The sequence below is a fragment of the Congregibacter litoralis KT71 genome, from assembly GCF_000153125.2.
Classification (GTDB): domain Bacteria; phylum Pseudomonadota; class Gammaproteobacteria; order Pseudomonadales; family Halieaceae; genus Congregibacter; species Congregibacter litoralis.
Map to the genome: position 1 here is coordinate 931,642 of NZ_CM002299.1, position 24,594 is coordinate 956,235.

The following is a 24,594-nucleotide window of genomic DNA, read 5'->3' on the forward strand; positions in this document are numbered from 1 at the left end:
AGGAGTAATTTCAGATGGCACGTTTTTTCCGTCGTCGTAAGTTTTGTCGTTTTACCGCTGAAGGCGTTAAAGAGATCGATTACAAGGATCTCGATACCCTGAAAGCCTATATTTCTGAAACCGGCAAGATTGTTCCCAGCCGTATCACCGGCACAAAAGCGAAGTATCAGCGTCAGCTTTCCACCGCGGTTAAGCGCGCACGGTTTCTCGCTCTGTTGCCCTATACAGACGGCCACCGCTGATTTCGGGGGCGTCGCGGATGTTGATCCCGGCGTCATCTGTTTCGGTAAGTAGGTAAACGGCATGCAGGGTCTTGCCAGGTTTGCAATGAGTGGGCGCTATCGCGCACTGCTCCTTGCTATCGCAAGTTCCGGAAGTCTTCTGTTTGCCTGGATTGGCGCGGCGGTGGTCGCTTTGGTGACCCTGCGAAAAGGCGCTCAGGAAGGGTTTTGGATCGTGCTTTGGGCGTCCTTGCCGGCGCTCCTGGTGACCCGGGTGTCCGGCGATAGCAGCGCCCTGGTGATGCTCCTTGGCACAGCGGTGTTGGCCTGGGTGTTGCGCACATCCGTGAACCTGGCATTGACCGCCGTTGTCAGTGCCGGGGTTGCACTGGTCACCGGTGCGGGGTTGCTGGCTTTTGGTCAGTCCATGCTCTCGGAGCTAGCGGCGCTGTTTGCGCAGTTTTTTACGGCCCTGGAGAAGCAGACCCTGGAAGCCGGGGGTGAGTCCCTGGGACTTCAGCCCCCCACGCTGGCCCAGTTGGCCGGCATGATGGGCACGGCAAACGGGGCTTTGAGTTTTTTGTGCCTGTCACTGGCGCGCTACTGGCAGGCAGCGTTGTACAACCCGGGAGGTTTTGGCGAGGAGTTCAGAGAACTGCAGCTGCCAAAGACCCTGGTGTGGGCCCTGGCGGTGGCAGCCACCAGTTTGGCGGCCGCAGGGCTGGCTTACCGGAGCTGGGGAGCGGCACTGCTCTTGCCTCTCACCATTGCGGGATTTGCGCTCTTGCACGCCAGGGCGCGTTACAAGGGCCAGAGCAGCTTTTGGATGGGTGGCATTTATGCCGCATGGCTCGTGTTTGATGCCGCCAAATTAGGGCTTGTAGGACTCGTGCTTGCGGACACGCTGCTGGATTTTCGCCATCGCTGGCAACTCAAGGCGTCAACGGGCCTGGAGCCGCACGACGGGTCGAGAGATGATGAGTCGAGAGACCGCGGGTCGAGAGAGGCAGAGCCGCCCCGGGATAGCGATGCAGGGAACGAGCACGATGAGCATCGGCCAGAAGAACAGGATGTGCCGGATGACGATGATCCGGACAACAAAAAAGATTAATTCGCACTAGTGAGATAGCAGTGCTCCTGAGCACTGATACAGAGGACCAAACCATGGAAATTATTCTGCTGGAAAACATCGGCAACCTCGGCGGCCTGGGTGACAAGGTTACCGTCAAGGCTGGCTATGGCCGTAACTTTCTGATCCCTCAGGGCAAAGCGGTGCCCGCGACAGAAGCAAACGTCAAAGAGTTTGAAGCACGGCGTGCAGAACTTGAGCGTGCCGCGGCGGAAGCACTGACAGCGGCGGAGAAGCGCGCGGAAGCGTTGGCGGCCCTCGACGTGATCACCATCGAAGCCAATGCCGGTGAAGAGGGCAAGCTGTTCGGCTCCATCGGTACCCGCGACATCGCCGATGTCGTCACCGCGGCGGGCTGTGAGATTGACAAGTCTGAAGTCCGACTGCCCGAGGGTGCGCTTCGGGAAACGGGTGAATACAGCATTGCAATTCAGGTTCACCCCGACGTCATGACCGACGTTACCCTGGCCGTAGTACCAGAGTAGTACCTGCGTAGTACCTGAGTAAGGGGTCTCGAAGCGGCAACTTCCGGCTTCGATCTTTTCCTCAGGGAACTTCTTGAATAAAACGCGGCTTTCGGGCCGCGTTTGCTTTTTACCTATCTTAATTTGGGCTACTCTGGACAGCCCTGTGCCGCCAAGGCCCGCTGATGGCAGACACTAGCCCACAACAATCCTCCTATCCCCGGGGCTCACAACAGTCTCAGTCCAACCGTCCCTATGACGGGGATGTGGCCCGCATAAAGCTCCAGCCGCAATCCATTGAAGCCGAACAGTCCGTTATCGGTGGCCTTATGATCTCCCAGGATGCCTGGGACAGCGTGGCGGAGATGGTGAGTCCGGAGGACTTTTATCGTCCCGATCACCGTTTGATCTTCAGGCAGATACGCCACCTCGCCGAAGCCGCCCAGCCCGTTGATGTGGTGACCCTTGCCGACCAGCTGCAGCTCAGTGGTGAACTGGATGCCGCCGGGGGGCATGCTTACCTCTCGGAGCTTGCCGAAAACACGCCCAGTGCCTCGAATATTCGTGCCTATGCTCAGGTGGTGCGTGAGCGTTCGGCGCTCCGGAGCCTCATTGAGGCGGCGCAGGAAATCGCCGATAGCGGATTCACGCCCGAGGGTCGCACGTCCGCGGAGCTCATCGACGAGGCGGAGCGCCTGATCATGCAGATCGGTGAGCAGGGTCCCAAAGCCGGCGGGCCCCAGGATGTGGGCACGCTGCTCACAGAAACGGTGCAACGCATCGAGGAACTCTGTAACAGCGGCGGCGAGATTACGGGTTTAACCACGGGATACATCGACCTCGACAAGTTTACCTCGGGTCTTCAAAAGTCTGATCTGGTGATTGTGGCCGGGCGACCCTCCATGGGTAAGACCGCCTTCGCCATGAACCTGGTGGAGAACGCCATCCTTGCCCAATCGGATCCGGTACTCGTGTTCTCCATGGAAATGCCCGCCGAGGCGCTGATGATGCGTTTGTTGTCGTCGATTGGTCGCATTGATCAGACCCTGGTGCGCACGGGGCGCCTTGATCAGGCCGGCTGGGAGAGCCTCTCCAACGCGGTCGGAAAGCTGAAAAATACGGGTCTGCTCATTGACGACACACCCGCTTTGACGCCCACGGAGGTTCGCAGCCGCGCCCGACGGGTCAAGCGCGAACACGGCAACATCGCCATGATCATGATTGACTACATGCAGCTGATGCAGGTTGCGGGAGCGTCCGAGGGCCGCACGGCGGAGATCTCGGAGATTTCGCGTAGCCTCAAGGCCATCGCGAAAGAGTTCCGATGCCCTGTAGTGGCCTTGTCCCAGCTCAACCGTTCTCTGGAGCAGCGCCCGAACAAGCGGCCGGTGAATTCAGATCTGCGGGAGTCCGGCGCCATCGAGCAGGACGCAGATGTGATTATGTTTATCTATCGTGATGAGGTGTATAACCCCGACTCCGCGGATAAAGGCATCGCAGAAATCATTATCGGCAAACAGCGAAACGGTCCCATCGGTACCTGCCGTCTGGCGTTCTTTGGGGAATACACCCGCTTTGAAAATCTTGCCCGGGGCGCCTCGGGCGGATATTCCGAAGGGTTCTGATTGGACGCATGCGTGCCCGGCAGCTAGCTCGGCGCAGAGCACCGGGCCCTAAAGCTCATCAATCCATACCAGCCTGAGCGCGCACATAGCGTGCAGCGTCTTCATGGGTAGCGAACCAGACATCACCCTTGCTCTTTATGTGCTCGATGAGGCCCTCGAGGGCGACAATGCGTGAGCGGTGGCCACTCACATGGGGGTGCAGGGTGAGGAGGAACAGCGTGCCTTCTTCCCAGGCTTTATCAAATTCATCGATCCACACCTGCATGATGTCCCGGGGGTTCATGTAGCGGTTGCCCAGGGGGTTCATGAGGGGTGCATCGTCCAGAATCCAGTCTACGGGCAGCTCCACAAGATCCGTAGGCTCCCCATTCTGCACCAGCTCGTAAGGTCGATCGTCGTGCATAAGTGAGCTCTCGTAGAGGAAACCCATCTCGCGGACGATGGAGAGCGTGGCGGGACTGTGGTTCCAGGACGGTGCGCGATAGCCCACGGGGCGTCTGCCACTGATCTCCTCAATGGTATCCATCGCCTGCGCTAGAAGCCGCGCTTCCGTGTCGGCATCGAGGCTGGTATTGCGTTCATGTATCCAGCCATGGACAGCAATCTCATGATCCCCCGATGCATTGATCAGCGCGGCCTGCTCCGGCGCGATTTTCAGGCTCCAGGCAGGAAAGAAAAACGTCGAGGGGATGGCCTCGTCATCCACAAGCTTGACGATGCGGGGCAGGGCCACGCGGTGCCCGTACTGCCCCTGAGAGAGGGGGCCGATGCTCACTTCGCCGGTGCGCAGGCCCATGACCGTTTCGTTATCCACGTCAAAGGACAATAGCACCGCCACCCGGGCGCCACCGGGCCATTGCTCTGGTGTGAGATCCTTTCCTGCCCGCACCTGATTAACCGCATTAAAGACCGTGTCGTCAGACCAGTTCCAGGGGGTTGCGGGATCCTCGCTCTGCGCGAGGGATGCGCCGGACAGCAAAGCCCCGGCGAGACCCGCCAGGGCGCCGAGACACAGGCGCTTCATGGTCCGACGGGGAGGTCGCAGAGCAGCTTGTCGGTCAGATGGCAGGGCAAAATTGTGAGGTGACAGCATGAGGCTTCCTAGGTGAGATCGTTGTCGTTTTTCAGGCGTTGCAACTGTGCGAGGGCTGCTTCTCCCTCCAGAGCCGTTGAGCTTAAGCGGTTTTTTGCCGGCGCCGGCACCGGGGGTGTTTCCTCACCCGCGAGCACCGCTGCGCAGCGAGACTGATAGTGGCTCTTAAACAGCGGCCAGCTTTGGGCTTCGGCGCTGGTGGCCAGCTGTTGCCAGCCGCTGTCCCGACCGGCCCAGTAAACCGCCGGATGGGACCAGCGCTTATGTTCTGGCGGTGAGCCGGCGTTGCAGGCCTCCAGGTAGGCCGTTCTGGCCGCCGGGAGCCCCAGGGCCGGCAGACTCTCTTCGCAACACTTGTGCATACGATTCAGCGTCGGCAGATACTCGCTGTTTTCAATGGCGAGCTTGGCACCCTGGAGGATCTGGACAGGAGGGATATCTTTCAGGGAGTCCAGCCACAGCTTTTTGATCTGTCTCAGCTGCTCGGCCTCGCTAAACGCCGCGTAGTACTGGTTGTGGTAATTCAGTCGGAAAAGCGCAAAGACCTGGTTGATGGCCTCGACCAGTGCGGGCTCCGGCTTGAGGCGCGAGTCACTCTGCCCAGGAGGTATCGGTGAGGTCGCTTTCGAGGCTGCTATCTCGCGTTCGACGCGCTGCGCCAGTTCCCCGCTGTCCTCCATGATCAACTCCTGTCGTTTCCTGTTGCTGTCGCGCCCATTGGAATTGTACATGCTGTTTGAATCGATTTTGCCAGGCGTGCCCGGCGCTCCCTCTTTCCCGCCAATACAGCGTGAAATCCTCTATCTGCTGCAGGGCAAATCCTCGGGGCACGCCATGAAAACGCTCAAGGAGTTCGAGCATGTCCTCGCTGGGTTGAAAGTCCGGTGGCAGGGGTTCTCCCGTGCGTTTGGCGGGTCTGGGCATCGCCGCCGCGGGTGCTTTTCTTTCGGTGGCTGGCGTTGCCATGGTGGGCGCGGCTGCTTTTGCAGGGGTGGTCGATGCTGAGGCATGGGAAGCCTGGCTTGTCGATGCCGCAGTGCTGGCGGGAGATTCGTTGATCGCCAGCAGCAGACAGTCCTGAGCCGCTGTCTGTCGATCGATGCACAACAGACCCAGGGACTCCAGGGACTCGCACACGCTCTCAAGTTCCCGCGGATTCCAGAAGGGTAGCAGCTGAAGCAGGTAGGCCCGGCTGACGTGGAGCCAGGCCAGGCCATCGCGACGGGTCGCCGGCTGGTGGAGATACAAGCCCTTGATTTGCTGCAGCAATACCGCCTCGGCCAGGCCCACAGCCGCCGCCAGCTCAGCGGAAAAAACCAGTTGCGAGTCGGGAATGAGGGGGCGAGGAGCCATGCACACTTCTGCTTAAAGATAGCGGCCGCACAGCATACCCAGCTTGCGTCATTAGTTGTAGCATCGCGCCTGAGTTTTCACAGGGAAATGTTGATGGCCAAGGCAAAAACAGCCTTCGTTTGCAGTGATTGCGGTTCGGACTATCACAAGTGGCAGGGACAGTGCAGTGACTGCGGTGCCTGGAACACGCTCAGTGAAATTCGTCTGGGCAGCGCTAAGAGCACCAGCCGTGCCCCCGCGGGACGCAGCGGTTTTGCGGGAGAGCTCGCGCCGGCGCGGGTGCTGAGCGAGATCGATGTCTCCGAGGTCAGGCGCATTCCCACGGGTATGGCCGAATTTGATCGTGTGCTGGGAGGAGGGCTGGTCCCGGGGTCGGCCATTCTTCTCGGCGGAAACCCGGGGGCCGGAAAAAGCACACTGCTTCTCCAGGCCTGCTGCGGGCTCGCAAGTCGCATGCCGGCACTCTATGTCACCGGCGAGGAAAGCCCCCAGCAGATCGCCATGCGCGCTCAGCGTCTGTCGCTGCCCCTGGATGAATTGAAGCTCATGGCGGAGACCAATGTGGAAGCCATCCTGGCGGCGCTGGATAAGCACCAGCCCCGGCTCCTGGTGGTCGATTCCATCCAGGTGGTCTACAGCGAAGAGCTGAGTTCGGCCCCCGGGAGCGTGTCCCAGGTGCGGGAGTGCGCGGCAACCCTCACCCGGGCAGCGAAGCAGCGGGGCATCGTGTTGCTGCTGGTGGGTCACGTCACCAAGGATGGCAGTCTCGCCGGCCCTAAAGTGCTGGAACACATGATCGACTGTTCCGTATTGCTTGAGAGCTCCGACGACCAACGTTTTCGCACCCTGCGGGGACAGAAAAACCGCTTTGGGGCGGTGAACGAGCTGGGTATTTTTGCCATGACGGAGCAGGGTCTCCGGGAGGTGCGAAACCCCTCGGCAATTTTTCTGGAGCGGGGCGAAAAGCAGTCCTCAGGCAGCGTTGTGATGGTGGTCTGGGAGGGCACGCGCCCCCTGCTGGTGGAAATACAGGCCCTTGTCGATGACAGTCCTCTGGGAAATCCCCGCCGCCTGGCGGTGGGTCTGGAACAGAATCGCCTGGCGATGCTCCTGGCCATCCTCCATCGCCACGGTGGCTTGCAGGTAGGGGATCAGGATGTTTTTGCCAATGTGGTCGGTGGTGTCCGAGTCCTGGAGACCAGCGTTGACCTCGCGTTGCTCCTGGCTATCGTTTCGAGCTTCCGGGACCGTCCATTACCCCGCGATCTCGTGGTCTTCGGCGAGGTGGGACTCGCTGGTGAGATTCGCCCTGTGCCCTCGGGGCAGGAGCGTCTGTCCGAGGCGGCGAAACATGGTTTCGCCAGAGCGATAGTGCCCCGGGGCAACGCCCCCAAGACGGCACCCAGGGGCATGGAGGTACACGCCGTGGCTACCCTGGGAGAGGCGTTGGCGCTGGATTTCTAGTCCGTTCGCATCAGCTGTCGGATGTTTCCGCAGGTGTTTGAATTTTCACGGTGTAGCGGTCAAGGAGGCTCGCGTAGAGCTCCTCCCGGGCTTTCTCCACGTGTTCCGCGCGCCAGTCGCGCAGCACGGCGGCGCGCACAGCACCGAGGGGTGGTTGCGCCCGGGCGCGTACACTTTCGATAAAGACCAGGTGGTAGCCATAGGCTGAGGGCACCGGACCGGACCAGCGGCCCTCGGGGAGGGCGCTCAGGCTATCGGTAAAGCCCTGACCAAAGCGACTGGCAAGTTCTGTTTCCCGCGTGTCCTCATAGCGTTGGGGCATGGCCAGAGCATCACCGAGGGCAGGGTCCGCCTCTGGATCGGCAGGCGCGAGGCCGGCGAGGGCCGAGGCTGCATCGCCTCTGGCGTCTTCCCGGCGGTCACTGCTGAAAAATCGATGGCGAAGGCTATAGCGGGCGTCTTCGCTGTAGTCCGTCATACGGGTCTCATACCATTGCTGCAGCTCGTCCTCTGATGGTTCCACCGAGGCGGCAAACTGGTCCATAAAGGATTCATACTTCTGACGGAGACGACGGCGCACGACAGGGTCGTTGGCCGCAAAGCCCAGGGCAAGGGCCTCCCGGTTGGCGATCTCCTCGCGGATGTAATCGTCCAGCAAACCCTTGAGTTCAAGGGCCTTAGGAGGACGTCGCCAGACGCGGGTATAGGCGGCAATCAACTGTTCCTGCTGGGCAACGCTGACGACGATGTCCTCGTTGCTGCTGTCTTGATCATTGAGGGACAGGTAAGCGAAGAACAGCAAGAGACCCAGCAGGACAAAATGCAGGAGAGGGTCCCGGAAGAGCCCCCTTCCGGCAGACCTTTCCGTCAAGGTGTCAGCGCTCGCCACTCTTGCTTTTTTCAACACCCTCGCCGCTACTGCTTGTTCAGTTTTTCGATGTCGGCTTCGAGGGCGAGGGGGTCCGGGATATGCTCGGAGAGCAGAGAGCGCAGGGGCTCGACATTGTTACCGTCGCCGTGCTGCACCGCAAAACCCAGTCTCCCGGCTTCGACGTGTTGCAGGTAGGCATGCAGTTCCAGAATGCCGTAGCGGCCCGCGTCGATCACCAGGGTGAAGGGCTCGTTGTACTGTGCGTCCCAGACATCCGGCTGATCCGTGGATACCCCCGCCACAGAAATATCGATCAGTCGTTGCTTCCAGACGCTGCCACCCTGGTGAATCTCCACCGGGAGGTCGATTTTTGCGCGGGAAAACGCGCGGCGCTCCCCGGGGAAATCACTCATTCTTTAACCTCTGATACACAAGCTACGCCGCATTGAATCACAGCCCGGGGCCGCTGGAAACGCTATTTTAGCTTGCGGTAGCGAAGGCGCTGGGGCTGGTCCGCTGCGGCACCCATACGCTGGCGTCGGTCTTCCTCGTAATCGCTGTAATTCCCCTCGTGAAACACCACACCACCATCATCTTCATAGGCAAGAATGTGGGTGGCGACCCGGTCCAGGAACCAGCGATCGTGAGAAATGATCATGGCCGATCCGGGAAACGCCAGAATGGCCTCTTCGAGGGCGCGAAGGGTCTCCACATCGAGGTCATTTGTGGGCTCGTCAAGAAGAAGCACGTTTGCCCCCTGCTTCAACAGCTTGGCGAGGTGCAGGCGATTGCGCTCACCACCGGAGAGGTCCTTTACATATTTTTGCTGGTCGGCACCCTTGAAGTTAAAGCGACCCACGTAGGAGCGGGAATTCACCTCATAGCCGCCGATGTTCATGATGTCGTGGCCTTCAGAAATCTCCTCCCAGACGGTTTTCTCGCCCGCGAGATCTTCCCGGGACTGGTCCACGTAGGCGAGTTTGACCGTTTCACCGAGTTCGATGGTCCCCGCGTCGGGCTGCTCTTCGCCGTTGATCAGTCGGAACAGGGTGGATTTACCCATGCCATTGGCACCGATGATCCCGACGATGCTGCCCTTGGGTACGGAAAGCGTCAGATCTTCAAAGAGAAGACGATCGTCGTAGGTTTTGCGAAGATTCTGTATCTCGATGACCTTGTCCCCCAGGCGGGGGCCCGGGGGAATGTAGATCTCATTGGTCTCGTTGCGGCTCTGAAATTCCTGGGACTGGAGCTCTTCAAAGCGGGCCAGGCGTGCCTTGCTCTTGGCCTGGCGGCCTTTGGGGTTGCTGCGCACCCACTCTAGCTCGGCCTTGATGGCTTTCTGGTGCGAGGCTTCCTGCCGCTGTTCCGACTCCAGTCGCTGCTCCTTGGCATTGAGCCAGTCGGAGTAGTTTCCTTCGTAGGGAATGCCGCGGCCGCGATCCAGCTCGAGGATCCAGCCCGCGGCGTTGTCCAGAAAATAGCGGTCGTGGGTGATAGCGACGACGGTACCGGGAAAATCCTCTAAAAAGCGCTCAAGCCAGGCGACGCTCTCTGCATCGAGATGGTTGGTAGGCTCATCCAGGAGCAGCATGTCCGGTCCGGAGAGCAGTAGCCGGCACAGCGCCACCCGACGACGTTCACCACCGGAGAGCGTGCTGACGTCGGCGTCCCATGGAGGTAGACGCAAGGCGTCGGCGGCAACTTCCAGACGGTGATCGATATTGTGGGCGTCCGTAGCCTGAATAATATCTTCAAGGCGCGCCTGTTCCTTTGCAAGGGCATCAAAATCCGCGTCGGGCTCAGCATAGTCGGCATAAACCTTTTCCAGGCCTGCGAGGGCATCCAGGGCGTCGCTCAGGCCCTCCTCGACGTTGCCGCGGACATCTTTGGCGGGATCCAGCTGTGGCTCCTGGGGCAGATAGCCGATTTTGAGATCGGGCTGGGGGCGGGCCTCCCCCAGAATGTCCGTGTCCAAACCCGCCATGATCTTCAGGAGTGTCGACTTGCCGGAGCCATTAAGACCCAAAACACCAATCTTGGCGCCGGGAAAGAACGACAGGGAGATGTTTTCAAGGATGGTCTTCTTCGGTGGGACGACCTTGCCCACACGGTTCATGCTGTAGACGTACTGTGCCATAGCGGTGTGTATTTCCTCTGTTTGAACGCGCGGATTCTAACAAAAGCGCCGACGAGATAGGCCAGATGCCGGCTTTCGGTTAAAATCCCGCCTTTCCCACCTTTAAGCGCATCAGGAGAGATCGCCATGTTTGACGATGCCATGTCCATTGAGGGCTTCGACGATGCCCTGTTTTCTGCCATCTGTGACGAGGAGCGTCGTCAGGAAGAGCATATTGAACTCATTGCCTCGGAGAACTACGCCAGCCCACGGGTGCTTCAGGCGCAGGGTTCTGTGCTAACGAACAAGTATGCCGAGGGCTACGCCGGCAAGCGTTACTACGGCGGTTGTGAATTCGTAGATAAGGCTGAGGAGCTGGCAATCGAGCGCGCCAAGGCGCTGTTTGGCGCCGACTACGCAAACGTGCAGCCCCATTCGGGCTCCCAGGCAAACTCGGCGGTGTTTCAGGCATTGGTAACACCCGGGGATACGATTCTGGGTATGAGTTTGGCGGACGGAGGCCATCTTACCCACGGTGCCAAGCCCAATTTCTCCGGTAAGCACTACAACGCGGTGCAGTACGGGCTGGACAACGCCACGGGAGAAATCGATTACGACCAGATTGACGCCCTTGCCCGGGAACATAAACCCGCCATGATTATCGGTGGTTTCTCGGCTTATAGTCGCGTGGTGGACTGGGCCCGTTATCGCGCCATCGCCGACGAGGTGGGTGCCTATCTGCTGGTGGATATGGCGCACGTTGCCGGACTAGTGGCGGCGGGGGTTTATCCCAACCCTGTTCCCTATGCCGATGTGGTCACATCGACTACGCACAAAACCCTTCGCGGTCCCCGGGGCGGCATTATTCTGGCTAAAGCCAATGAAGCGCTGGAAAAGAAATTCCAGTCTGCGGTGTTCCCCGGTGGCCAGGGTGGTCCCCTCATGCATGCCATCGCGGCAAAAGCCGTGAGTTTTCTCGAGGCTCAGCAGCCCGACTTCGTTGTCTATCAGAAGCAGGTGGTGGCGAACGCCCGGACTATGGCAGCGACCTTTATGGAGCGCGGTATCAACATCGTATCCGGTGGTACAGACAATCACCTGATGCTGGTCGATCTCATCGGTAAGTCTTATACCGGTAAAGATGCCGATGCCGCTCTCGAGGCGGCAAACATTACCGTGAACAAAAACGCGGTGCCCAACGACCCCCGCTCACCGTTTATCACCTCGGGGTTGCGCGTGGGCACGCCGGCGATTACCACACGCGGTTTTGGCGAAAAGGAAACCCGGGAGCTCACGAACTGGATGTGTGATGTCCTGGAAGCGCTGGAAACGGGCGATGCCGAGGCAACGATCGCCAAAGTGAAAACCCAGGTCCTCGCTATCTGCGCACGTTTTCCCGTTTACGGGGAACGTCCCGCGGCCGGGGCGGCGGTCGCCGCCTGAGCCCGGGCGCGAGCGAACGCCAAAGACGCAGCCGCTCGTGCCGTAAGCTTCGCAGCACCTTCGCAGCAACTTTCTCAGCAACTTTCACAGCAACAAAGGCCTCCGTCCATGCACTGTCCGTTTTGCTCGGATGACGACACCAAGGTGATCGATTCCCGTCTGGTGACCGACGGGGCCCAGGTGCGTCGCCGTCGTGAATGCCTGTCCTGCAAGGAACGCTTTACGACCTACGAGCAGGCCGAGCTGGTCATGCCCCGGGTCATCAAGCAAAACGGTAGTCGCGAACCCTTCAACGAGGACAAGCTGCGCGCCGGGTTTCTCCGCGCATTGGAAAAGCGTCCCGTGTCCGTGGAGCTGATTGAGGCGGAAATAAGCCATATCAAACAGAAACTCCGCGCCACCGGTGAACGGGAGGTGAACTCCCGGGTGCTCGGGGAGCTGGTGATGGACAGTCTCAAAGAGCTGGACAAGGTCGCCTACGTGCGCTTCGCGTCGGTGTATCGGAGTTTTGAGGATATCGCTGAGTTTCAGGCCGCTATCGAGCGACTGCAGGCCGAACCGGAACGAAAACTCGCCACGGATTCTTCCTCTGCTGACAGCGACGCCTGAGGAGTCTTTTGTCCCATGGCCGTTGCAATGCCAAGTGATACTCCCGACGCTGGCGATCGCCAGTTCATGGCCCGTGCTCTGCGTCTTGCGGAGCGAGGTAAATACTGGGCCCGGCCCAATCCCCATGTGGGCTGCGTACTGGTTCGAGACTCTACGGTGGTGGGTGAGGGTTTTACCCAGCCCGCCGGGGGCGATCATGCCGAGATAATGGCGCTCAAGGCCGCCGGTGATGCCGCCCGCGGCAGCACCGCTTACGTCACGCTGGAGCCCTGTGCACATACGGGACGTACGCCTCCCTGCTGCAATGCCTTGATAGCCGCCGGTGTTGCAAGGGTCTTCGTGGGTTTGCGGGATCCCAATCCCAAAGTGGATGGCGGAGGCATTCATCGCCTTCAGGCTGAGGGCCTGGCCGTTCACCAGGGCCTGATGGCCGACCAGGTGGAGGCGCAGCTGGCAGGATTTCTGCAGCGCCAGCGTCTCGGCAGGCCTCGATTGCGCATCAAGCTGGCGATGTCTCTTGATGGGCGGACGGCTATGGCGTCGGGAGAAAGTCAGTGGATCACGGGGCCTCAGGCGCGTTTGGATGTGCAAAAACTCCGCGCGGAGAGCTGCGCCATTCTCACGGGCGTAGGGACCGTGCTGGAGGATGATTGCGCATTGACCGTGCGGGACAGCGCCTTTGACGATGAGCTATTGCCCGCTCCGCAACGTCGTGCCCTCAGGGTCGTTGCGGACAGGCACCTGCGTACGCCGGCGCACGCCGCGGTCCTGCAGGGCGAGCAGCCCAGTCTGATTCTTCATGGAAGTGGCGCCGATGCCTCGCATCTTCCGGAAACCCTGGAGCACCTGGCGCTGCCCGGTGAGGCGGGTGGTGTTGCACCGGCAGAAATCATGGCTGCCCTCGCCGCGAGGGAGTGCAACGAGATTCTGCTAGAATCCGGGCCCACTTTGGCGGGTGCCATGCTGCGAAGCGGTATGGCGGATGCGCTGATTGTGTATATCGCGCCGGTCCTGTTGGGTAGCCGCGCTCGGCCCTTGCTGGAGTTGCCCCTCGATGAGATGGCGGAGGCGCTCAGATTGCAGTTGGTCGATCGCCGGCAGATAGGCGACGACCATCGATTCGTTTTTGTGCCGCAGAGTGTCGCGTAGCAGCTGTCCTCTAAGCATTATTGACGCCAATCGTTACAAGATTCTTTACAACAGCACCAACAACCAGCACAGCAAGTAGCAGCAGATTAAGGTAATCGTATGTTCACGGGTATTATTCAGGCAGTGGGTACGGTCGCGGCACAGCAGCCCAGCGGCGGTGATCTGCGTTTGCGGATTCATACGGGGAAGCTGTCCCTTGACGATGTAGGTATCGGTGACAGTATTGCTACCAATGGTGTCTGCCTGACGGTGACGGAGCTGCCCGGCGATGGATTCTGGGCGGATGTATCCCGCGAAACTCTGAACCTCACGACCCTGGGTAATCTCTCCCAGGGTTCCCCCGTCAATCTTGAGAAATCCCTGACACCCCAGAGCCGCCTGGGTGGTCACATTGTGAGCGGCCATGTGGATGGGCTTGGAGAAATTGTCAGCATGGTCGAGGATGCGAGGTCCTGGCGTGTTGTGGTCCGCGCTCCCGACGCCCTCGCAAAATACATTGCTCACAAGGGGAGCATTTGCATCGACGGCACGAGCCTGACGGTAAACGCGGTTGATGGCGCCTGTTTCGATCTCAACATCATCCCCCAGACAATGACTGAAACCGTATTTGAGCATTACAGCCCCGGCAGTCCCGTGAACCTCGAAGTGGATGTGATTGCCCGCTACCTCGAGCGCCTGCTCCAGGGCACGGCGGCGGCGAGTCCCGGTGGGGGCATCGACTATCAGACCCTGGCGGACAACGGATATCTGGATAAAGGCGCATGAGCAAGTTGAGCATTAGCAGTGTTGGGGAGTTACTCGACGATCTCCGTCAGGGCCGCATGGTGGTCATTCTCGACGAGAGAAATGAAAAGGACGCGCGTAATAACGAGGGCGTCGTCATGGTGGCGGCGGAACATTGCTCCGCAGAGCACGTGACGTTTATGGCCCGCAAGGCGCGGGGACTCGTATGCCTGGCGCTCACCCAGGAGCGCTGCGAGCAGTTGGATCTGCCGCCCATGGTCGCCGGTGCTGCGAGCGATAACTCGCACTTCACCCTGTCTATTGAGGCCGCGAAGGGTATCGATACGGGGATTTCTGCAGCCGACAGGGCACATACGGTGCAGGTGGCCGTGGCGGCGCAGGCTGAGCCGGCCGATATTGTGCAACCGGGCCATATCTTTCCTTTGGCGGCCCAGGCGGGAGGCGTGCTCACCCGCGCGGGGCATACGGAGACCGCTGTGGATTACACGCGCATAGCCGGCCTTACGCCCGCGGCAGTGATTGCTGACGTGCTGGATGATCAGGGAGAACTCGCCGACGGACCGGCATTGACGGCCTTTGCCGAAGAGCATGGTCTTAAGGTCGGAACCGTGGCGGATCTCATTCACTACCGCATTGCTAACGAGCAAACGATTGAACGGGTGCGTGAGGGCGTTATCTCCACCCGCTATGGCAACTTTCAGCTGGCCACCTACCGTGACCGCACCCATGGCGGCCTGCATATTGCCCTGAGTCTCGGAGAAATCAGCGCCACGGAGCCTACCCTGGTGCGGGTGCATGCGACATCTACTCTGCGGGATCTCCTGGGCAGCGATGTTCAGGGGCAAGTGGGCTGGAGCGTTCAGCGAAGCCTCGCTGCCATCGCCAAGAGCGGGTCAGGGGTTTTGGTCTTGCTGGGCCGTAGCGAAACGGACGAGCAGCTACTCCACAGTGTGGATCTGGCCCTGGGCGAAATCGAACCCCGGGACCCCAAGGCGAGCGATAGCTACAACACCGTGGGTGTGGGATCCCAGATCCTGCGCGAATTGGGGGTGGGTAAGATTCGCCTTATGGGTGCGCCGATCAAGTACAATGCCATCTCCGGATTTGGTCTTGAGGTCATTGATTATCTCGAGCCTGTGGTGTCAGAAGAAATTATTTAAACGCGAGAACGAGAGCGCTGTCATTGGAAAAGGTGACGGCCAAAAAGAGTGAGACGAGTAGATCATGAGTAGCCTGAAAACCATCGAAGGGACAATGACGCACACAAGCGGGCGTTACGCGCTCCTGGTGGGTCGCTGGAACAGTTTTGTAGTAGAGCATTTGCTCGAGGGCGCCGTGGATACGCTAAAGCGGCATGGCGTTGCTTCCGAGCAAATCACCGTCATCCGTGTACCCGGAGCGTTTGAGATTCCCCTGGCCTGTCAGCGCCTGGCCAAAACCGGGAGCTACGATGCCATTGTGGCCCTGGGCGCCGTGATTCGTGGCGGTACTCCCCACTTCGAACACGTGGCCGGAGAGTGCACCAAGGGCATTGCCCAGGTCAGCCTCAACCACGATATTCCCATCGCCTTTGGTGTACTGACGGTAGACAGTATCGAGCAGGCTATTGAACGTTCGGGCACCAAGGCAGGAAACAAGGGTGTGGAAGCCGCACTGTCGGCGCTGGAAATGGTCAGCCTCCTGAGCCAGTTCGACTGAGGTGTCGAAACAGGCTCAACAGGAACTGGTTGCCCGGCGAAGGAAGGCACGCCATTACGCCCTCCAGGCCCTGTATCAGTGGCACATGGCGGGTGCCACTGCTACGGATATTGAGGCGGAATTCCGCACGGATTATGACTTTTCCGTCGTGGATCTGGAGTATTTCCAGGCCCTGATTCACGGCGTTCCACCTTTGGTGGAGGAGCTTGATAGTTTGCTCGAGCCCCTCCTGGACCGGGAAATCCGCGAGCTCGATCCCATTGAGCGCTCCCTGCTTCGCATGGGTGGCTTTGAGCTTCGCGATCGCATCGACGTGCCTTACCGGGTGGTGATTAACGAGTCCGTGGCGCTGGCCAAAAAATTTGGTGCCGCGGAGAGCTACAAGTACATCAATGGCGTGCTCGACAAGTTGGCACGACAGCTGCGCGGTCCCGAGGTCAGTGCCGGGCGGTAAGCAGCCGCGCGACGAGTTCAGCCTCATCGCGCGCTACCTCAAAGAGCTGGACAGGGGGCCGGCTGTCGTTGTGGGAAACGGCGATGACGGCGCGGTTCTGCGCCTGGATGCTCACGAGGAACTGGTGGTATCTGTCGATAGCATGCTCGAAGGCGTGCATTTTCCCTTTGATTCCCCGCCCTCGGAACTTGCCTACCGGGCCGTGGCCGCTGCCACCAGCGATCTGGCGGCGATGGGTGCCAGACCTCTGGGCATGACTCTGGCCCTTACGATCCCCGAGGCCGACGACGCCTGGTTACGCGAGCTGCGCTTGGGATTAAGTGATGCCGTAGGGGATTTTTCCCTGCCCCTGGTCGGTGGCGATTTAACGCGAGGTAGTTTGACGCTGAGCGTGCAGGTGATGGGTGCGGTCCCCGCAGGTGGGGCTATCCGCCGCGACGGTGCCAGGCCCGGGGACAGGGTTTGTGTCAGTGGCCCCCTGGGTGATGCGGCGGCGGGCCTTGCGCTTATTGAAGGCCGCGTTGCCGGAGACGGGCCGGCCAATACTGCATTGCGAGAGCATTTTTGGAGACCCATGCCCGCTCTCGATCTGGGCATAAGTCTGCGGGGAAAGGCGACTGCTGCCGTGGATGTGTCTGATGGACTTCTCGCTGATCTGGGGCACATCGCCGAGGCGAGTAAGGTTTGCGTGATCGTCGATTCGTCGCAGTTGCCGATCTCCGAGGCAGTGAATTCTATAGCGTCAGGGGAGCAGGCCCTCGCCTGGGCCCTGGGTGGCGGTGAAGACTATTGCCTCGGCTTTACCCTACCAGAGTCCCATGAGCTCCCACCGGGGTCCTGTGTAATAGGACGCGTTGAGGAGGGCGCCGGTGTACGCTGTGATGCCGCCGACGCCGTGGATGGATATCGTCATTTTTAAGGAGGATGTTCCTGTGAATCTTTTGAGCGCTGTGTCCCTGTGAGCGCGCTGCCCCGTCCGAATCTCGCGGATCCCGTGCAGCTCCTCGCTTTCGGCCTTGGCTCGGGGCTTGCGCCAAAAGCGCCGGGCACCGTCGGTACCGTGGCTGCGCTACCTTTTTACATGCTTATGGCAAGCCAGTCCTTGTGGGTTTATAGCGGCATTGTGGTGCTGGCAGCCATCGTCGGCGTGTGGATTTGCGACCGCGCCAGCAAGGCGCTGAACGTCCATGATCACCCGGGCATCGTCTGGGACGAGTTTGTGGGGCTTTGGATAGCACTCTGGGCCATGCCTGCAGAGCCTCTATGGGTGCTTGCGGGTTTTCTGGTTTTCCGCCTTTTTGATATTGCAAAGCCCTGGCCCATCGGGTGGCTGGATCGCCATGCCCGTGGTGGCTTTGGCATCATGATTGATGACGTTGTAGCCGGCCTGCTGGCCTGCGGTGTGCTGCATCTCGCGCTGCGCTTCGGAGCTGGATAGTGAGCGCGAGATTGCCAGGGGGAATGCGAGTGCGAGGGAGAAAGGGAGCACTACCGCTGCTGTTGTTTCTCGTTTGCTCGTGGGTGACGGCGACGGAGATACAGGTGGAGGCCCTGCTTCCCGGCCTGGCCGTCATGCAGATTGATGGTCGCCGGGTGACTCTCCGTGAAGGTCAGAGCGAGAGCGGTGTGAAGCTTCTCGCAGCGGATGCCCAATCGGCTTTGGTGGAAGTTGGGGGGCGGCAGCAGCGTTTGCGCGTCTCCCAGCGTATCAGCGGTCAGTTTGCTGCCCCGGCCGAGCGCAGCATCACGATTCCCCGAAACGATCAGATGCAATATGTCACTACTGCAGAGATCAACAACGTTCGCCTCTCCGTGATTGTAGATACGGGCGCAAACATTATTGCCTTGAACAGCCGCGACGCCCGCGCCGTTGGTATCGCTGATGACGAAGGCGCGGCCGCGCGAGTGCAGACGGCGGGATCCATCGTGCCAGCGCGGCGGGTTGTGTTGGATGCGGTTACCGTGGGCGGCATCCGCGTTGAGGGCGTCGCGGCAACGGTTATCGATGGCGATCAGCCCTCTGTTGCGCTGTTGGGAATGAGTTTCCTGCAACATGTCGATATACAGGAGCAGGGCGGCATCCTGACGCTGAAAGCGCTGTGGTAAGCCCGGTGTTGAGCACTTCGCGATGGCCGATTTTACGGTTCGTGAGCCCTCTGAGCTCTGGTAGACTAGCGCGCCCTCATCATGACTGGATGAATCTGTGTCCGTAAGATTTGTAGAGGCTTCCCGCCTGCCCACCGACTGGGCCGTGTTCACCATGCACGGTTTCGAGGACGTGACCGCAAATAAGGAGCACCTGGTGCTTACCCTGGGTGATGTGTCGACTGACGAACCTGTGCTCACGCGGGTGCATTCCGAGTGCCTGACCGGCGACACGCTTTTCAGTCTCCGCTGCGACTGCGGTAATCAGCTTCAGGCGGCGCTCCGCGCCATTGCCCACGAGGGGCGGGGGGCGTTGCTCTATCTGCGGCAGGAGGGGCGGGGCATTGGACTCCTTAACAAAATTAGGGCGTACAAGCTGCAGGACGAGGGTGCCGATACCGTAGAGGCCAATGAGCAGCTGGGGTTTGGCGCGGATATGCGCGACTACTCAATTGTGCAGCCTATGTTTGCTCATCTACAGATGAGCAAGGTGCGGCTAATGACTAATAATCCCCGAAAAGTCTCTGCCCTGACAGATCTGGGAATTGAAGTGACGGAGCGTGTTGCGCTGCAGTGCGACAGCAATCCCCATAACGAGAAGTATCTCCAGACGAAAGGGGCCAAGCTGGGCCATATGTTTGAGGCGCGTTAGAGTCCGACGGCCTGAGCCCGCGCAGCTCACCATCGCGCAGCTCTCCATGAGGGATGCGTTGCGGGGGCGGTTTTAACGGTCGCGTTTCACCATTTTTCCAAGCAATGCTCGCAGGCTGTCGGCGCTGCTATCCCAGTCGGCTATCAAAGCCAGAGCTTCATCATAAAGTTCCATTGCCAGGGTCTGAGCAGTCTCGACTCCCATGAGCGCAACGTAGGTTGTTTTGCCAGCTGCTGCATCTTTGCCTGCAGTCTTGCCTAAGGTGCTGCTGTCACTGCGCACGTCGATAACGTCATCAATGATTTGAAACGCCAGCCCGATTTTTTCTCCTACGGTTTCCAGTGTGGCTAGCTGAGCGTCCGTGGCGTTTCCCACGATGCCGCCCATAACAAGCGCGGCGGTAATAAGCGCGCCGGTTTTGAGAGCGTGGATGTTTTTCAAATCGTCGAGGCTGAGGTCTTTGTTTGTTGCCTCAATATCCAGGCCCTGCCCACCCACCATGCCATCAAAGCCTGCGGCTTTCGCGAGTCGTGCAATCAGTCTGACGCGCTGTTCGGTGCTCAGTTCATCATCATTGGCAATGAGTTCAAAGGCTTTCGCCTGCAACCCGTCCCCTACGAGAATCGCCGTTGCCTCATCAAAGGCAACATGCAGCGTAGGACGGCCCCGCCGAAGGTCATCGTCATCCATGGCTGGAAGATCGTCGTGGATCAGCGAGTAGGTGTGGATCAGTTCGATGGCCTCCGCCGAGGGGCCTGCGAGGGCTTCTGCCCTGTCGTTACCCGTGGCGCGGGCAGAGGCCTCAAGGAGTTGGGGGCGGAGGCGTTTGCCGGGAATGTTCAGGGAGTAACTCCTCGCGTCGTTCAGGCGCGTCGGGTTCATCTCGTATTTCCCGGGTGGAGGCATTGCGATCTAAGCGTTGGAGCCGTTGACACTATACAGCGTCGTCTTCAGACGACTCTTCAGTCGACGCTTTGTCAATGAGAAGCTGAACTCGTTGCTCGGCTTCAACGAGTTGTTGCTGAGCAGCTTTGATAGCCGCGATGCCTTTTTCGTAAGTCTCTAAGGAATCCTCCAGTCCTGCATCGCCGCTTTCAAGGCGCTGCACCAGCTCGTCAACTTCTTTTACCGTGGATTCAAAGTTCGGTTTTTTCTTCGTCACGTTCTCTCGCTAAGTGGCTAATCTGGAAACTAATGGTTAAAGCTCCGCTAGGTGGCGGAATAAGGCTGCAGCAGGCACCAGGTTTTACTGGAGAATCTGAGGGCCTAGCACATCGCTAGCTTCTACTCACTTGCGCCAGCGGACTCGGATCAGCAGAGCGTGTCGTGGCCGATTTCCCTGCATCAATAATTGGATCCGCATAAGCGCCTGCAAGCTGTCGAAGCATTGCCTGATCGCCATGGTCAATAAATTCATCGGGTATGCCGAAGTGCTTAACCGGGCAGCGGACATTGTTCTGAGACAGATACTCCGCGACCGCCGACCCCGCTCCTCCCGCGATAGCGTTTTCTTCCAAAGTGATAATCAGACTATGGCTGGCGGCAAGCTCCAGGATCATTTCTTCGTCCAGGGGCTTCACCCAGCGCATATCGACTACCGTTGCATCTAACTCTTCGCCGGCTTTCATGGCCTCGGAGAATAGCGCGCCAAAATTCAGGATTGCGATCTCTTGACCCGGTCTCACGAGTACTGCTTTTCCAATTGGCAGTTCAGCCATGGTTTCTTCGATGAGTGCGCCGGGACCGGTGCCCCGCGGGTAACGGATAGCCGCCGGGCCAGGGTGGCGATAGGCCGTATATAGCATCTGGCGGCACTCGTTTTCGTCCGAGGGCGCACCGATGACCATGTTCGGAATACAGCGTAGATAACTAATATCAAAGGCGCCGTGGTGGGTGGGTCCGTCCTGACCCACCAGGCCCGCGCGATCAATGGCAAAAGTAACGTCGAGCTTTTGCAGGGCAACGTCGTGCACCAGTTGGTCATAGGCGCGCTGCAGAAACGTGGAGTAGATGGCAACCACCGGCTTCGCCCCTTCGCAGGCCATACCGGCAGCCAGTGTCACTGCATGCTGTTCGGCGATGGCCACGTCAAAAAAACGATCCGGGTATTGTGCGGCGTAGGGCACCATCCCCGAGCCTTCGCACATCGCCGGCGTGATCGCCATGAGTCTGTCGTCCGTCGCAGCCATATCACACAGCCACTGCCCGAACACATCCTGATACTTCACTTTCTTCAAAGTAGGCGGCGGTGCTGCAGGGGGCGCATCGCCTGCCTCGAGACTCGGTTTCACTTCCAGTTTGTTAATCGCATGGAAGCCAATGGGATCCGCCTCAGCAGGCGAATAGCCTTTGCCCTTCATGGTGAGAACGTGAAGGAATTGGGGTCCCTCAAGATCGCGCATGTTCTCCAGGGTCTGAACGAGCTGGGGTAGATCATGACCATCAATGGGGCCAATGTAATGCCAGCCGAGCTCCTCAAATAAAGTGCCGGGCGCCACCATGCCCTTCATATGCTCTTCGGTACGCTTAGCGAGATCCCAGGCGGGCTTGATCATGGCGAGGGCCCGTTTGCCGCCCTCGCGCATGCTGATATAGGTTTTGCTTGCCCATATTTTCGCAAAGTATTTGGCGAGGCCACCGGTGTTTTTGCCAATGGACATTTGGTTGTCGTTGAGAATCACCAGCATATTGGGGCGCACGTCGCCAGCATGGGCCAGGGCTTCAAAGGCCATGCCGCCGGTAATCGCACCGTCTCCAATGACCGCCACAACACGACGGGGGTCCTTTTCCCGGGCTGCGGCCAAAGCCATGCCCATGGCGGCGGAAATGCTGGTGGAGGAGTGCCCGACGCCAAAAGTGTCGTAGTCGCTCTCGCTGCGTTTTGGAAAACCCGCGAGACCGCCAGCCTGCCGTATGGTGTGCATGCGTTGCATGCGACCCGTGAGAATTTTGTGGGGGTAAGCCTGGTGCCCCACGTCCCACACCACCCTGTCCCGCGGCGTGTCAAACACTCTGTGTAGTGCAATCGTCAGCTCTACGACGCCGAGACCGGCGCCAAAGTGTCCGCCGGACTGTCCTGCACTGAATAACAGATAGGAGCGCAATTCTTCCGGGAGGGCTTCCAGCTCTTCTTCAGGGAGTTCGGACAAATTCAGGCCCTGGTCAATTTTGTCCAGAACCGGAGTGTTGGGGCGTGCCGTGGGAAGTTCATTAAACATCGCGAAAGTGTAGCTCAAAATACGCGTTGTTGGTGGTCGTTGTGACAGACAATTATTGGCGGGGTTTTTACCGCGGGGCGTCGTCGCGCGCTTTGATTTCCGTAGCAAGCAGCAGAGTTATCCGTGCATAACCCGCTGGGCTGAGGTTTACACCGTCGCCCCGATAATACTCAGGGTTAGGCGTGCCTGCCGCTCCCTGTAGCATGGGGTTGGGGTCAATGATAGTCAGGTCTGGAACTTCGTCAGCCATAAGCTTGAGGAGGTCGCCGATCTTCTCGATACGTTCTGCGTCATCGGGGTGCAGCGGCATTTGCACCGGCGCAATCACATAACGCCAGCTGCTTGCTCCGTACTCCTCATCGAGTTTTAACAGTGCTCGCATACTGTCCCGAAAATCTGCCGGTGTTTTCTCGTCACGGAGGTGCAAATCTGCGTAACCCGGAAATATCACCAGAATGTCGGGACGATAGAACGCTGCCAGGCGATCAAAGTGGTAGGACAGATCCTCCAGAGTCGCATCGCCCAGAGGTCTGAGTAATGTTTGGTGAGGAAGGAGCCCGGCGGGTAAGTCCTTCCATAAACGAACACGATGACCGCCGATCACCACGATGGGTTTGTCGGGTAGTTTTTTGTCCAGATCGCTGTCAGCGAGGTCAGCAATGTCGGCGTTCCAGACTTCCGGGGACGGATCGAGGTAGTTGTTCAGGTCTGAGGCCAGGATAAATGTGAAATGAATGAGGGGCAGGCAGAGCAATAGCCCCGCCAGGGTTCGTAATGATTTCCATTGATACATACTGTATCCCCCGTATTCGCAGGTAAGTGTGTCCTAGCAGGGGATGGCGGGCAATGACCCAATCGAGACCCTGTGATCGATGTCTCATCCACAGTGTTGGTCCTTACCCGAAGGGGCCGCGGAGTGTACACTTTTGCCATGATTTACCTGCGCAACATACCCGACGACGAGCTTTTCTCGGCGCAGCTCGAGCTGCTTATGCAGCATGGGCGCATCGCATCGATGATGGCCAACCTCATCGGCGCGATAGCGGCAATGGCATTGTTGTGGCCCTATTTCGAGCCTCAAAGCCTGTTGTTGTGGGGCTTTGGTCTGATGATTCTGTTGTTGCTGCGATCCCTTTATATGAGTGGTGCCCTTGCCGATCGACGCTATGTGTCCCGGCCAAAGCGGGTATTCTGGCTGCTTATCCTGGGGTCGGCGGTGACGGGGCTGGCGTGGTCAGGGACTTACATCTACGTTGGTCAATTCCTGCCTCCCACGCTCCAGTATCTGTTACTCCTCATTGTGGTGATGATCTCCGCTATCTCCCTCGCGGTAATGGTCGTGGTGCGGGAGTACTTTCTGGTTTTTGTTTTTTCTGCGCTATGGCCCATCGCCTGGTGGTGTCTGGCTCACTTTTGGGACCAGCCCCATAACCTCCTTCTGGGTATTCTGCTTCTCGCTCTGACGGGTTTGCTGGTGGCAGCGAGTAACGGTATTCACGATACTTTTAGACGTATGCTGAGCCTTAACTGGCAACAGGAGGCCATGGCGCGCGAGCTGGGGCAGATCACGAACTCCCTGCGTGATCGCAATCTGCAGCTACAGGAAGCCCGACGGCAGCTGACGGATCTTGCCAACATTGACGAGCTCACAGGCCTCGGCAATCGCCGCCTTGTTAATCAGACGCTCAGGGAAGAGGTTAACCGTGCGCGACGGAGTCATGGCTGGTTGTCCGTAGTGCTAATCGATGTGGATTTTTTCAAAAAGTACAACGACACCTATGGACATCCTGCGGGTGACGAAGTACTTCGCCGGATCGGTGACATTATGCAGCGTGCCACGGCCCGGGCGGGCGAGGTGGCGGCGCGCTACGGCGGCGAGGAGTTTATCCTGGTGCTACCCGGGGCGAAGGCAGCGGATGCCCTGCGCACCGCGGAGCGTCTCAAACGGCTGGTTTATGAAGAGAATATTCCCCACAGCGCATCGGAGGTATCGGATCGCATCAGCATTTCCCAGGGCGTGCTTTCTATCATGCCCGATGAGGATGTGGATCCAGGCGTTCTCGTGGACCGCGCTGACGCCGCGCTGTACACAGCAAAGCGGGAGGGACGTGACCAGATCGCCGTGGTGTAAGGTGGCCTGGCA

At 59.3% G+C, this 24,594-nt stretch carries 27 protein-coding genes; 17 read left to right on the forward strand and 10 right to left on the reverse strand.

From position 1 onward, the window contains the following. Positions 1–14: 14 nt before the first annotated feature. From rpsR to dnaB, 4 genes are all read left to right on the forward strand, one after another. Entirely contained in the window at positions 15–242 is a 228-nt protein-coding gene (gene rpsR, locus KT71_RS04250) for a 30S ribosomal protein S18 (RefSeq protein ID WP_008292688.1), read from the forward strand. Positions 243–303: 61 nt separating this feature from the next. Further along, on the forward strand, positions 304–1,332 hold the full coding sequence (locus KT71_RS04255; protein WP_008292687.1) for a membrane protein: 1,029 nt from the start codon (positions 304–306) through the stop codon (positions 1,330–1,332). A gap of 53 nt (positions 1,333–1,385) precedes the next feature. Next, positions 1,386–1,835: a 50S ribosomal protein L9 gene (gene rplI, locus KT71_RS04260; RefSeq protein ID WP_023659947.1), complete on the forward strand. Its 450-nt coding sequence runs from the start codon at positions 1,386–1,388 to the stop codon at positions 1,833–1,835. Between the two features lie 164 nt (positions 1,836–1,999). Beyond that, positions 2,000–3,439 carry a replicative DNA helicase gene (gene dnaB / locus KT71_RS04265; protein ID WP_008292685.1) on the forward strand — a complete coding sequence of 480 codons (1,440 nt, stop codon included), beginning with the start codon at positions 2,000–2,002 and terminating at the stop codon, positions 3,437–3,439. Positions 3,440–3,497: 58 nt separating this feature from the next. Here the strand turns inward: dnaB and KT71_RS04270 are convergent, their stop codons facing one another. Genes KT71_RS04270 through KT71_RS04280 form a run of 3 tightly spaced genes read right to left on the reverse strand, consistent with a single transcriptional unit; the run spans position 3,498 to position 5,885 of the window. Next, a complete protein-coding gene (locus tag KT71_RS04270; RefSeq protein WP_023659948.1) occupies positions 3,498–4,532 on the reverse strand; it encodes a polysaccharide deacetylase family protein in 1,035 nt (344 codons plus the stop codon). A gap of 8 nt (positions 4,533–4,540) precedes the next feature. Next, positions 4,541–5,212, reverse strand: coding sequence for a replication protein P (locus tag KT71_RS04275; protein ID WP_008292683.1), 672 nt, complete (start codon positions 5,210–5,212; stop codon positions 4,541–4,543). Then, a complete protein-coding gene (locus tag KT71_RS04280; protein ID WP_051403793.1) occupies positions 5,124–5,885 on the reverse strand; it encodes a DnaT-like ssDNA-binding domain-containing protein in 762 nt (253 codons plus the stop codon). Before KT71_RS04280 ends, KT71_RS04275 begins: the two co-directional genes overlap by 89 nt. 93 nt (positions 5,886–5,978) lie before the next feature. On the opposite strand from KT71_RS04280, the gene radA reads away from it, so the two are divergent. Further along, positions 5,979–7,349 (forward strand): DNA repair protein RadA, encoded by a 1,371-nt coding sequence (gene radA, locus KT71_RS04285; RefSeq protein WP_008292682.1) that lies wholly within the window; start codon positions 5,979–5,981, stop codon positions 7,347–7,349. Between the two features lie 10 nt (positions 7,350–7,359). On the opposite strand, the gene KT71_RS04290 is transcribed toward radA, so the two are convergent. The 3 genes from KT71_RS04290 to ettA form a co-directional block, all read right to left on the reverse strand. Continuing rightward, positions 7,360–8,253: a peptidyl-prolyl cis-trans isomerase gene (locus KT71_RS04290; protein WP_152025168.1), complete on the reverse strand. Its 894-nt coding sequence runs from the start codon at positions 8,251–8,253 to the stop codon at positions 7,360–7,362. Positions 8,254–8,264: 11 nt separating this feature from the next. Next, positions 8,265–8,633 (reverse strand): PilZ domain-containing protein, encoded by a 369-nt coding sequence (locus KT71_RS04295; RefSeq protein ID WP_008292680.1) that lies wholly within the window; start codon positions 8,631–8,633, stop codon positions 8,265–8,267. 62 nt (positions 8,634–8,695) lie between these two features. Further along, positions 8,696–10,360, reverse strand: a complete 1,665-nt coding sequence (ettA, locus tag KT71_RS04300; protein WP_008292679.1) for an energy-dependent translational throttle protein EttA — start codon at positions 10,358–10,360, stop codon at positions 8,696–8,698. 126 nt (positions 10,361–10,486) lie between these two features. Here ettA and glyA point away from each other — a divergent pair, with 126 nt between their 5' ends. The 11 genes from glyA (at position 10,487) to ribA (ending at position 19,233) form a co-directional block, all read left to right on the forward strand. Then, a complete protein-coding gene (gene glyA, locus KT71_RS04305; RefSeq protein ID WP_008292678.1) occupies positions 10,487–11,782 on the forward strand; it encodes a serine hydroxymethyltransferase in 1,296 nt (431 codons plus the stop codon). A gap of 108 nt (positions 11,783–11,890) precedes the next feature. Then, positions 11,891–12,391: a transcriptional regulator NrdR gene (gene nrdR / locus KT71_RS04310; RefSeq protein ID WP_008292677.1), complete on the forward strand. Its 501-nt coding sequence runs from the start codon at positions 11,891–11,893 to the stop codon at positions 12,389–12,391. A gap of 15 nt (positions 12,392–12,406) precedes the next feature. Beyond that, positions 12,407–13,540, forward strand: a complete 1,134-nt coding sequence (ribD, locus tag KT71_RS04315; protein ID WP_008292676.1) for a bifunctional diaminohydroxyphosphoribosylaminopyrimidine deaminase/5-amino-6-(5-phosphoribosylamino)uracil reductase RibD — start codon at positions 12,407–12,409, stop codon at positions 13,538–13,540. Positions 13,541–13,639: 99 nt separating this feature from the next. After that, a complete protein-coding gene (locus KT71_RS04320) occupies positions 13,640–14,305 on the forward strand; it encodes a riboflavin synthase (RefSeq protein ID WP_008292675.1) in 666 nt (221 codons plus the stop codon). After that, positions 14,302–15,444 carry a 3,4-dihydroxy-2-butanone-4-phosphate synthase gene (gene ribB, locus KT71_RS04325; RefSeq protein WP_008292674.1) on the forward strand — a complete coding sequence of 381 codons (1,143 nt, stop codon included), beginning with the start codon at positions 14,302–14,304 and terminating at the stop codon, positions 15,442–15,444. Before KT71_RS04320 ends, ribB begins: the two co-directional genes overlap by 4 nt. 64 nt (positions 15,445–15,508) lie before the next feature. Further along, positions 15,509–15,982, forward strand: a complete 474-nt coding sequence (ribH, locus tag KT71_RS04330) for a 6,7-dimethyl-8-ribityllumazine synthase (RefSeq protein WP_008292673.1) — start codon at positions 15,509–15,511, stop codon at positions 15,980–15,982. Between the two features lies 1 nt (position 15,983). Continuing rightward, positions 15,984–16,436, forward strand: coding sequence for a transcription antitermination factor NusB (gene nusB / locus KT71_RS04335; protein WP_008292672.1), 453 nt, complete (start codon positions 15,984–15,986; stop codon positions 16,434–16,436). After that, entirely contained in the window at positions 16,423–17,355 is a 933-nt protein-coding gene (gene thiL / locus KT71_RS04340; RefSeq protein ID WP_008292671.1) for a thiamine-phosphate kinase, read from the forward strand. Before nusB ends, thiL begins: the two co-directional genes overlap by 14 nt. Positions 17,356–17,394: 39 nt before the next feature. Continuing rightward, positions 17,395–17,874, forward strand: a complete 480-nt coding sequence (locus KT71_RS04345) for a phosphatidylglycerophosphatase A family protein (RefSeq protein ID WP_008292670.1) — start codon at positions 17,395–17,397, stop codon at positions 17,872–17,874. A 29-nt stretch (positions 17,875–17,903) separates the two neighbouring features. Next, positions 17,904–18,542 (forward strand): retropepsin-like aspartic protease family protein, encoded by a 639-nt coding sequence (locus KT71_RS04350; RefSeq protein WP_202962390.1) that lies wholly within the window; start codon positions 17,904–17,906, stop codon positions 18,540–18,542. Positions 18,543–18,639: 97 nt separating this feature from the next. Further along, positions 18,640–19,233 carry a GTP cyclohydrolase II gene (gene ribA, locus KT71_RS04355; protein ID WP_008292668.1) on the forward strand — a complete coding sequence of 198 codons (594 nt, stop codon included), beginning with the start codon at positions 18,640–18,642 and terminating at the stop codon, positions 19,231–19,233. A gap of 72 nt (positions 19,234–19,305) precedes the next feature. On the opposite strand, the gene KT71_RS04360 is transcribed toward ribA, so the two are convergent. From KT71_RS04360 to KT71_RS04375, 4 genes are all read right to left on the reverse strand, one after another. Beyond that, on the reverse strand, positions 19,306–20,115 hold the full coding sequence (locus tag KT71_RS04360; RefSeq protein ID WP_008292667.1) for a polyprenyl synthetase family protein: 810 nt from the start codon (positions 20,113–20,115) through the stop codon (positions 19,306–19,308). Positions 20,116–20,167: 52 nt separating this feature from the next. Then, positions 20,168–20,395 (reverse strand): exodeoxyribonuclease VII small subunit, encoded by a 228-nt coding sequence (gene xseB / locus KT71_RS04365; RefSeq protein WP_008292666.1) that lies wholly within the window; start codon positions 20,393–20,395, stop codon positions 20,168–20,170. Positions 20,396–20,510: 115 nt separating this feature from the next. After that, a complete protein-coding gene (gene dxs / locus KT71_RS04370; protein ID WP_008292665.1) occupies positions 20,511–22,451 on the reverse strand; it encodes a 1-deoxy-D-xylulose-5-phosphate synthase in 1,941 nt (646 codons plus the stop codon). A gap of 67 nt (positions 22,452–22,518) precedes the next feature. Further along, positions 22,519–23,244: an SGNH/GDSL hydrolase family protein gene (locus KT71_RS04375; RefSeq protein WP_023659953.1), complete on the reverse strand. Its 726-nt coding sequence runs from the start codon at positions 23,242–23,244 to the stop codon at positions 22,519–22,521. A 123-nt stretch (positions 23,245–23,367) separates the two neighbouring features. On the opposite strand from KT71_RS04375, the gene KT71_RS04380 reads away from it, so the two are divergent. Continuing rightward, positions 23,368–24,582 (forward strand): GGDEF domain-containing protein, encoded by a 1,215-nt coding sequence (locus KT71_RS04380; protein WP_238549455.1) that lies wholly within the window; start codon positions 23,368–23,370, stop codon positions 24,580–24,582. The last annotated feature ends 12 nt before the right edge of the window (positions 24,583–24,594 follow it).